Annotated in this window: 10 protein-coding genes and 1 tRNA gene; 4 read left to right on the top strand and 7 right to left on the bottom strand. The window is 68.2% G+C overall.

Annotated features, from left to right (window positions below):
- The coding region (locus FFK22_RS30425) for a transposase (RefSeq protein WP_186002735.1) at nucleotides 1–231 on the top strand (231 nt) is incomplete at its 5' end.
- 420 nt (nucleotides 232–651) lie between these two features.
- Here the strand turns inward: FFK22_RS30425 and FFK22_RS30420 are convergent.
- The 4 genes from FFK22_RS30420 to FFK22_RS30405 form a co-directional block, all read right to left on the bottom strand.
- Nucleotides 652–727, bottom strand: a tRNA-Lys gene (locus FFK22_RS30420).
- A gap of 92 nt (nucleotides 728–819) precedes the next feature.
- A complete protein-coding gene (gene coaD / locus FFK22_RS30415; protein WP_138891710.1) occupies nucleotides 820–1338 on the bottom strand; it encodes a pantetheine-phosphate adenylyltransferase in 519 nt (172 codons plus the stop codon).
- Nucleotides 1339–1352: 14 nt separating this feature from the next.
- The gene (gyrA, locus tag FFK22_RS30410) at nucleotides 1353–4133 is read right to left on the bottom strand and encodes a DNA gyrase subunit A (RefSeq protein WP_138891709.1); all 2781 of its coding nucleotides are present in this window, start codon (nucleotides 4131–4133) and stop codon (nucleotides 1353–1355) included.
- Between the two features lie 101 nt (nucleotides 4134–4234).
- A complete protein-coding gene (locus FFK22_RS30405) occupies nucleotides 4235–5632 on the bottom strand; it encodes an MATE family efflux transporter (protein WP_221938973.1) in 1398 nt (465 codons plus the stop codon).
- 107 nt (nucleotides 5633–5739) lie between these two features.
- Between FFK22_RS30405 and FFK22_RS30400 the strand changes: the two genes are divergently transcribed.
- The 3 genes from FFK22_RS30400 to FFK22_RS30390 all read left to right on the top strand — a co-directional run bounded on the left by FFK22_RS30400 (nucleotide 5740) and on the right by FFK22_RS30390 (nucleotide 7017).
- Nucleotides 5740–6372, top strand: coding sequence for a LysE family translocator (locus FFK22_RS30400; protein ID WP_221938972.1), 633 nt, complete (start codon nucleotides 5740–5742; stop codon nucleotides 6370–6372).
- A gap of 226 nt (nucleotides 6373–6598) precedes the next feature.
- The gene (locus FFK22_RS30395; RefSeq protein WP_138891708.1) at nucleotides 6599–6784 is read left to right on the top strand and encodes a hypothetical protein; all 186 of its coding nucleotides are present in this window, start codon (nucleotides 6599–6601) and stop codon (nucleotides 6782–6784) included.
- On the top strand, nucleotides 6781–7017 hold the full coding sequence (locus FFK22_RS30390) for a hypothetical protein (protein ID WP_138891707.1): 237 nt from the start codon (nucleotides 6781–6783) through the stop codon (nucleotides 7015–7017). Before FFK22_RS30395 ends, FFK22_RS30390 begins: the two co-directional genes overlap by 4 nt.
- A gap of 15 nt (nucleotides 7018–7032) precedes the next feature.
- On the opposite strand, the gene FFK22_RS30385 is transcribed toward FFK22_RS30390, so the two are convergent.
- From FFK22_RS30385 to FFK22_RS30375, 3 genes are all read right to left on the bottom strand, one after another.
- Nucleotides 7033–8055, bottom strand: coding sequence for an NADP-dependent oxidoreductase (locus tag FFK22_RS30385; RefSeq protein ID WP_138891706.1), 1023 nt, complete (start codon nucleotides 8053–8055; stop codon nucleotides 7033–7035).
- A 104-nt stretch (nucleotides 8056–8159) separates the two neighbouring features.
- The gene (locus tag FFK22_RS30380; RefSeq protein WP_138891705.1) at nucleotides 8160–8633 is read right to left on the bottom strand and encodes a prepilin peptidase; all 474 of its coding nucleotides are present in this window, start codon (nucleotides 8631–8633) and stop codon (nucleotides 8160–8162) included.
- On the bottom strand, nucleotides 8633–9118 hold the full coding sequence (locus tag FFK22_RS30375) for a TadE/TadG family type IV pilus assembly protein (RefSeq protein WP_186002734.1): 486 nt from the start codon (nucleotides 9116–9118) through the stop codon (nucleotides 8633–8635). Before FFK22_RS30375 ends, FFK22_RS30380 begins: the two co-directional genes overlap by 1 nt.
- Nucleotides 9119–9134: the final 16 nt, after the last annotated feature.

Here is a 9134-nt window from a genome sequence, read left to right as displayed (position 1 = left end):
TCCAAGATCCACTCCACCAACCCGCTGGAGCGGCTCAACGGCGAGATCAAGCGTCGTACCGAGGTGGTCGGCATCTTCCCCAACGAGGCCGCCATCCTCCGCCTCGTCGGCGCTCTGCTCCTCGAGCAGAACGACGAATGGGCCGTCCAGCGCTGCCGCTACATGACCCTGGAAAGCGTCGCCGCCATCGGCGATGATCCCCTCGTCAGCCTGCACATCTGGGCCGCCTGACCAATCCGGCCCCGCCGGAGAGCACGGTGATCATCCGCTGGCTCCTACACCACTCCCTGGGACACGATCTGGCACGACGATCACGCGCAGTTAAACCTTCGTGTAGCATTGTCACGGGGGATAGTTTTGCCTCCTCGCTCTTCCCGCTGGCAGATTGCCTCCCGTTGCACCACCGAGCCACGCCTGCGGCAGAGCTATGAAAAAGGCCGCTGGACCTCCTATTTGAACAAACAGTCGGCCCGATTCGCCTGCGCTGGCTCCTGTGTCGCTCGTAAAACTAAGGCAGAGCCTGCTCCGGCGGGATTGTTCAGAATTCATGAACCGCCCAGTTCATATTTCCAAAAAACAAAACAATCTGAACAGGCGTTGCAGGCGTGTCGGAATGGACCACGCCACCATCTGCTAAGCACTTGAAAAGATTGGTGAGCCGGGTGGGACTCGAACCCACGACCAGGGGCTTAAAAGGCCTCTGCTCTACCGACTGAGCTACCGGCTCACACTGCCGGCCCGGAGCATGTCCGGGCGGGCGGGCCGCACATTAGGGAGGCACCGCCCGACGGTCAACACTCGCGAGGCGCGATCGCCGTCCTAGTCCGCGACAACCCCCTTGCGTGCGAATTGCTCGTTCAGGCGCTTGGCCACCAGCGGGCTGACGAAGGGGGCGATGTCGCCGCCAAGCCGGCCGATCTCCTTGACGAAGCGCGAGGAGATGAACTGGTAGCGGTCCGACGCCATCAGGAACACCGTCTCGATCACCGGATTGATCTTGGCGTTCATGCCGGCCATCTGGAATTCGTATTCGAAATCCGAGACGGCGCGCAGGCCGCGCACCACCGTGGTGGCGCCGACCGAGGCGGCGAAGTGCATCAGCAGGACGTCGAAGGAGCGGACCTCGATCGAGATTCCCTGGGCCACCAGGGGCGCGACGTCGGCCCGCACCAGCTCGACCCGCTCGTCGGTCGAGAACAGCGGGCCCTTGCCGTCGTTGCGGGCCACGGCGACGACCAGTTGGTCGACGATCCGTGTCGCCCGCTGGATGATGTCCATATGGCCCTTGGTGATCGGATCGAAGGTGCCGGGATAGACCCCGATGCGCGGCTTGGACATCCCTGCGGCCTTTCTTATGCGCTGTCGCCGCCCGACGCGGCGCCGTCCTGTTGCTCTTCCGTGGCGTCGCCGGACGAACCACCGTCGTCGGCCGCGTCGCCTTCGCCGCCCTCGCCGTTCTCCTCCGGCACCGAGGCGACGGAGACGACATGCTCGCCCTCGGCGACGTTGAACAGCCGCACGCCCATGGTCTTGCGCGCGGCGATCCGCACATCCGCGACCGGGCAGCGGATCAGCTGGCCGCCATCGGTGACCAGGATGATCTCCTGGTTCGGCGAGATCGGGAAGCAGGCGGTGACGGCGGTATTCTTCTCGCCCATCGCCATGGTCCAGATGCCCTTCCCGCCGCGGCCGGTGATGCGGTAGCCATAGGCGGAGCTGAGCTTGCCGAAGCCTTCCTCGCTGACCGTCAGGATGAACTCCTCGCCGGCCTCGAACTCGGCGAAGCGGGCGGGGTCGAGGTCGTGCTCCTCCACCGTTTCGCTGTCCTCGCCGTCGGTCTCCTCGCCCTCGGCCCGGCGCAGCGCATTGGCCATGCGCAGATAGTTCGCACGCTCGTCCGGCGTGGCGTCGAGATGGTGCAGGATCGAGATCGAGATGACGCGGTCGTCCTCACCCAGGCGGATGCCGCGCACGCCGTCCGAATCGCGGCTCTTGAAGACGCGGACATCGGTGACCGGGAAGCGGATGCACATGCCGACATGGGTGGCCAGCAGCACGTCCTGGTCGTCGCGGCAGACCTTGACGCCGATCAGGCTGTCGCCCTCGTCCAGCTTCATCGCGATCTTGCCGTTGCGATTGATGCTGGTGAAGTCGGCCAGGCTGTTGCGGCGAACACCGCCCGAGGCCGTCGCGAACATGACGTAGAGCTGGTCCCAGGTGCTCTCGTCCTCCGGCAGCGGCATGACGGTGGAGATGGTCTCGCCCTGCTGCAGCGGCAGCATGTTGACCATCGCCTTGCCGCGGGACTGCGGCGTGCCGATCGGCAGTCGGTAGACCTTCAGCTTGTAGACGATGCCGCGGCTGGAGAAGAACAGCATCGGCGTGTGGGTGTTGGCGACGAACAGGTCGGAGACGAAATCCTCCTCCTTCGTCGCCATGCCGCTGCGGCCCTTGCCGCCGCGGCGCTGCGCCCGGTAGGTCGACAGCGGCACGCGCTTGATGTAGCCGCCGTTGGAGACGGTGACGACCATGTCCTCGCGCTGGATCAGGTCCTCGATGTCGGCCTCGAATTCGAGGTCGAGGATCTCGGTCTTGCGCGGGGTGGCGAACTGCTCCTTCATCTCGATCAGCTCGCCGCGCAGAATCTCCAGGAGCTTCTCGCGGCTCGCCAGGATCGACAGGTATTCCTGGATCTCGGCGACGATGGCGCGCAGGTCGTCGCCGATCTTGTCGCGCTCCAGTCCGGTCAGGCGGTGCAGGCGCAGGTCAAGAATGGCGCGGGCCTGGACTTCGGACAGCCGGTAGGTGCCGTCCTCGGCCAGCGGATGGCCGGGCTCGTCGACCAGTGCGATCAACGGCGCGATGTCGCCGGCCGGCCAGGCCGTGGCCATCAGCTCCTCGCGCGCCGTCTGCGGGTCTGGCGCGCGGCGGATCAGCTCGATCACCGCGTCGATGTTGACGACGGCGGTGGCGAGGCCGACCAGGACATGGGCGCGCTCGCGGGCGCGGTTCAGCAGGTAGCGCGTGCGCCGGGTGATCACCTCCTCGCGGAAGGCGACGAAGGCGTCGATGATCTGCTTCAGGTTCAGCAGTTCGGGCCGGCCGCCATGCAGCGCCAGCATGTTGACGCCGAAGGAGGTCTGCAGCGGGGTCGAGCGATACAGCTGGTTCAGCACCACATCGGCGCTGGCGTCGCGCTTCAGCTCGACGACGATGCGGACGCCGTCGCGGTCGCTCTCGTCGCGCAGCTCGGCGATGCCCTCGACCGTCTTCTCGTTGACGACCTCGGCGATGCGCTCCATCAGCCGCGACTTGTTCACCTGATACGGGATCTCGGTGAAGATGATCGCCTCGCGATCCTTGCGGATCTCCTCGATGTTCGAGCGGGCCCGCATCACCACGCTGCCGCGGCCGGTGGCGACGGCCGAGCGGATGCCGGAGCGGCCGAGGATCAGGGCGCCGGTCGGGAAATCCGGCCCCGGCACGATCTGGTTCAGCTCCTCGATCGTGATGCCCGGGCTGTCGATGGTGGCGAGACAGGCGTCGATCACCTCGCCGAGATTGTGCGGCGGGATGTTGGTGGCCATGCCGACGGCGATGCCGCCGGCGCCGTTGACCAGCAGGTTCGGGAAGCGCGACGGCAGCACCGTCGGCTCGGACTGGGTCTCGTCGTAGTTCGGCTGGAACTCGACCGTGTCCTTGTCGATGTCGTCCAGCATCGCCTCGGCGGCTTTGGCCAGGCGCGCCTCGGTGTAGCGCATCGCCGCCGGCGGGTCGCCGTCCATCGAGCCGAAATTGCCTTGCCCCTGGATCAGGGGCAGCCGCATCGAAAAGTCCTGCGCCATGCGCACCATGGCGTCGTAGATCGCGGTGTCGCCATGCGGGTGATACTTACCCATGACGTCGCCGACGACGCGGGCCGACTTCTTGAACGGCTTGGTCGAATCGTAGCCGCCCTCCTTCATCGCGAACAGGATGCGGCGGTGCACCGGCTTGAGGCCGTCGCGGACATCCGGCAGGGCGCGGGAGACGATCACGCTCATGGCGTAATCGAGGTAGGAGCGCCGCATCTCCTCCTCGATCGTCACCGGGGTGATGTCGAAGTGGGGCGGCGTGGTGGGACGTTCGGTCAAAGCACTGTCCGGGCTGGCAAAAGGACGTGCCCGGACAGCCTGCCGGGCGCGGCGACGCTAGCACGTTTCCGCACCTGCGAACAATCGCGCCGCAGCAGCCCTCAGGCGGCTGCGCCGGCCGCCGCCGAAGCCCGGGCGTCGCCGCGCGCCAGCAGGTGGAAACGGCCGGCCAGGAGGCCGACGGAGACCACGCTGGCGATCAGGATCGCCTCGAACAGCCCGACCGCGCCGCGGCCGAGATGGATGCCCAGGAACCAGCCGAGCGGCGTCATCACCCCGACATAGGAGATGGTGTGCAGCAGCGTCGGCACCACCACGTCGCCGCGGCCGCGCAGGGCGTTGGCCACCACCACCTGGCCGCCATCGACCACCAGGATGAAGGTCGAGACCAGGACCACCGGCACCAGCAGCGGGATCAGCCCCGGATCGCTGCTGTAGGCCTCGGCGATCGGCCGGGCGAAGATCCACAGCACGGCCCCCAGCGCCACCATGACGACGCTGTTGACGCCGAGCCCGACCCAGCCGGCCAGCACCATGTCCTTCAGGTCGCGCCGGCCATGGGCGACGCCGACCCTGACCGCGGTGGCGGAGGCGAGGCCGAGCGCCACCATGAACATCAGCGCGATCAGGTTGAGGCCGATCGAGAACGCGGCCAGCGGCAGCGTGCCGAGCAGGCCGGCGTAGAAAGTCAGCGCGGTGAAGGCGCCCGATTCGATGAAGATGCTGAGGCCGCCGCCATAGCCGAGCTGGCGCTGCTTGGCCCAGTCGCGCCAGCGCCAGCCCTGCCAACGGCGGATGCCGAAGGCCGCATGGTCCCGCATCAGCCAGACATAGACGACCAGGCTGGCCGCCAGGAAGATGCGCGAGCCGGTGCTGGCCCAGGCCGCGCCCGTGGCACCGAGCTCCGGCAGCCCGGCGACGCCGAACACCAGCAGCCAGTTGATCAGCGCGTTCAGGAGGTTGGCGAAGATCATCGCGATCATGCCCGGCACCGGCCGCTTCAGCCCCTCGAGGAAGAAGGCGGTGACGGTGTAGACCACCGCCGCCGGCATGCCCCAGCCGAGCACGATGGCGATGTCGGCGCCCGCCTTCGACAGTTCCGGCGTCTGGCCGGTCAGGAGCAGCAGCGGCTCGATGAAATGGCACAGCACGGCCAGGACCAGGCCGATGGCGCCGCCATAGATCAGCGCCCGATGCCAGACCGCGCCGCACTCCTCCGGCCGGCCGCGGCCGAGGCCGTTGGCGGTCATCACCAGCGTGCCGATGACGAGGCCGGTGGCGGTGCCCATCATGCTGCCGATCGGGGCGTTGGCGATCGACAGATGCGCCAGGTCGGCGCTGCCGTAGCGGCCGACGAAGAGGGTGTCGACCAGGGCCATCAGGATCAGCCCGGCGCGGGCGATGATCACCGGCAGCGCCAGGCGCAGCAGCTCATAGACATGTCGCCGGACCCGGGCGCGCATCCAGCTTTCGCCCGGCCGGATCGGAACCTGGTACATCGCCGGCGCCTCTCCCTTGGAGCGGCACCCTAGCAGCACGGAACGGTGGATATCAGGGGTCCGAACGCCGGACTGCCATGCGGTTCTCTCGACAGCAGCCGACGGCTATGCTGGCCCACCATCACCAGCAGGCCGCCGCGATGATCACCGCCCTCGCCCTGTTCGCCGTGCCCGTCGCCATCGCCGCTTTGCTCCCCGGCCCGGCCCAGACCGCCCTGGTGGCCAGGGTGCTGTCGCGCGGCGGCGGCGAGGCCCTGCCCTTCGTCCTCGGCATGATCGCCGGCAACGCGCTGTGGCTGGCCGCCGCGGTGTTCGGCCTGTCGGCGCTGGCGCTGGCCTATGAGCCGGTCTTCGTCGCGGTGAAATGGGCCGGCATCGCCTATCTCGCCATGCTGGCCTGGAAGCTCTGGCGCGCCCCGGCGGTGGAACCGGACGCGACGCCGCGCCGGACCGGCGGGGTCCTCGGCGGGGCAGCGCTGACGCTGGGCAACCCGAAGGCCGTGGTATTCTACGGCGCGGTGCTGCCGCAGGTGGTCGACCTGACCACGCTGGACGCGGCCAGCATCGCCGCGGTGTTCGCGGTGCAGATCGGGATCGATCTCTTGGTGCAGTCGGCCTATGTGCTGGGCGCCGTGCGCGCCCGCAGCTTCTTCCGGTCGCCGCGACGGCTGCGACTGGTCAACCGCTCCGCCGCCGCGATGATGGCGGGATCCGCCGCGCTGATCGCCAGCCGCGGCTGAGCGTTCGGACCGGGACCCGCCTCATATGCACCCGCCACCCTGAACGGAAACGTACAGGCGTTCCTCGATATTATCGAATGACGTACGTCCGCGTTCAGCCTCAGCTTCTGCCTCGCGACCGTCCGATGCAATGGCCCACCGCCTCTCCTGACAGGATGTTGTCAGGAGGGGTGGCGTAGTCTCCCATCATCGCCTCGGGTCACCGGGGCCGGAGATGGAGGACCTCATGGCCGTTCTGACCGAGGTGGTGATGTACCGGGCCCGGCCCGGCGCCGCGGCCGAGACCGTGGTCACGGTGTCTGACGCCACCGGCCCGGTGATCGTCGGGCGATACGGCATCGACACGGTCCCGGCGCTGGCGCCGAAGGCCGCCGCCTGCCCCCTTTCCATGGCTTCCAGGAGATCGTCATGAGCACCCATGCCCTGCGCCTGCCGCTGCGTCAGCGCCCCGCCGGCCTGCTGGAGCGGATCTGGCGCCGCTTTGCCGGCGGCCCGGCGCGACCGGCCGCGCGGCAGAACCGGCTGCGGCTGGAGACGCTGAGCGACTCCGCCCGCCGCGACCTCGGCCTGCAGATGGACGCGGAGTTCGATGCCGCGATCACCCGCATCGGCCTGATGGCCGTCGCGGGACGGACCCTCCTGTGACCTCCGAAGCAGATGCTACTCCGCCACCTTGACCAGGAGCTTGCCGAAATTCTCGCCCCGGAACAGCCGCAGGAAAGTCCGGGGCGCATTCTCCAGCCCCTCGGCGACGTCCTCCCGGTAGCGGAGCTTTCCGTCGCGGATCCAGCCGGAGACGTCGCGCAGGAAGGCGGCGTGCTGGTCGGCGAAGTCGCTGACGATGAAGCCGCGCAGGGTCAGCCGCTTCGACAGCACGCTGCGCATCAGCGCCGGTACCTGGTTCGGCCCGTCCGGCAGGCCGGTGGCGTTGTACTGGGCGATCAGGCCGCAGACCGGGACCCGGGCGAAGGGGTTCAGGAGCGGCCACACCGCCTCCCACACCGCGCCGCCGACATTCTCGAAATAGACATCGATCCCGTCCGGCACGGCCGCGCGCAGCCGCTCGGCGAAGTCCGGCGCCCGGTGGTCGACCGCGGCGTCGAAGCCGAGCTCGCCGGTGAGATAGGCGCCCTTCTCGGCCCCGCCGGCGATGCCGACGACGCGCGCGCCCTTGATCCTGGCGATCTGCCCGACCACGGCGCCCACCGCCCCCGAGGCGGCGGAGACCACCACGGTCTCGCCCGGCTTGGGCTGGCCGATGGTGAGGAGGCCGGTATAGGCCGTCATGCCCGGCATGCCGAGCACGCCGACGGCGGTCGAGATCGGTCCCAGCGCCGGATCGACCTGGCGCAGCCCGGTGCCGTCGGACAGGGCATAGTCCTGCCAGCCGGTGCGGCCCTCGACGATGTCACCCGGGGCGAAGCCGGGAAGGTTCGAGGCGACGACCCGGCCGACCGCGCCGCCGACCATGACCTGGCCGATCTCGACCGGCGCCGCGTAGGATTTCGCATCGCTCATCCGGCCGCGCATATAGGGGTCGAGCGACAGCCACAGCGTGCGGACCAGCAGCTGGCCCGGGCCTGGCGTCGGCACCGGTTCCTCGACCAGGCGGAAATCGGTGTCCTTCGGCTCCCCGACCGGCCGCGCGGCCAGCAGGATCCGGCGATTCACATCGGTGCTCATGACACGCTCCCCAGCTATGGATGGCGGGAGCTAAGCACCACTGTCATGTTAGATGAAGGGATTTGATCTATTCAACACCGACCGAATGCAAAATACGGTGAGCATCATGCGCCACGGATGAAGACAGTGACAGTGACGGCGAGCAGGCCGACAGCGAGCGCTGGGCCGAAGGGCCGCATCTCGCGCCATTTCAAACCGCGCCAGGGCGCCAGGGCCAGAGTGGCCAGCAGCGCCACCAGGCTGGCGACAACCAGCACGATCAGGCTGCCCTGCAGCCCGACCCAGAGGCTGGCGGCGGTGAGGAACTTCAGGTCGCCCCAGCCGATCCTGGCATTCCGGTCGATCTTCTGCATGAGCCAGGCGGTGGCGGCGAGCAGGAGGAAGGTGAGCACGGCGACGCCGAGCGACAGGCCAAGGGTCTTGAGCGTCGGGCTACGGACCAGGGCCTGCGCCAGCCCGCCCGCGGCCAGCGCCAGGTTGCAGACATTGGGGATCCGGCTCTCGCGCAGATCGATCAGCACGATCGGCAGCAGGAGCAGGACCAGAAGGCCGAGACAGATGAAATCCAGCCCGGCCATCAGTATCCGCCGTTGGAGACAGTGGCCGTGGCCTTCGGCGTGCTCGTCGGCAGCGGCAGCAATTCGCCCAGATCGTTGTCGCCCCCCCAGCTGCCGTTTCCTCCCGGCTTGGAGGGATCGTAGCTTACCGTGACCTCGAACAGGCGTTCATCCGCGGTTGACGGCGTGGCTGTCACCTCCCAGCCGGCGGTGCCCAGAAGCGGCCCGTATGCGGCAAGCACCGCCTCTGCCGTCCGCTTCGCCAAAGTCTCACGTTCATCCTTGTCCAGCCCGGCAACGGAGGCGCGTGCGCCTTCGGTCGCGGCCTGGTTGACGGCGAGCCAGGTGCCGAAGTGGATGCCGTAGATGATGATGCCGAAGAGCAGCATGACGAAGACCGGGGCGACCAGGGCGAATTCGACCGCGGCCAGCCCGGATTCGTCGGAGATGATGGCGGGCCGTTGACGGCCCGCCATCCGAGTTGCACGTCGTGCAGAGAAGATCATGGCTGTTCCCATGAAC

Source organism: Mycobacterium sp. KBS0706 (assembly GCF_005938675.2).
In the GTDB taxonomy this organism is placed as follows: domain Bacteria; phylum Pseudomonadota; class Alphaproteobacteria; order DSM-16000; family Inquilinaceae; genus Inquilinus.
This window is presented reverse-complemented; position numbering and strand designations above follow the sequence as displayed.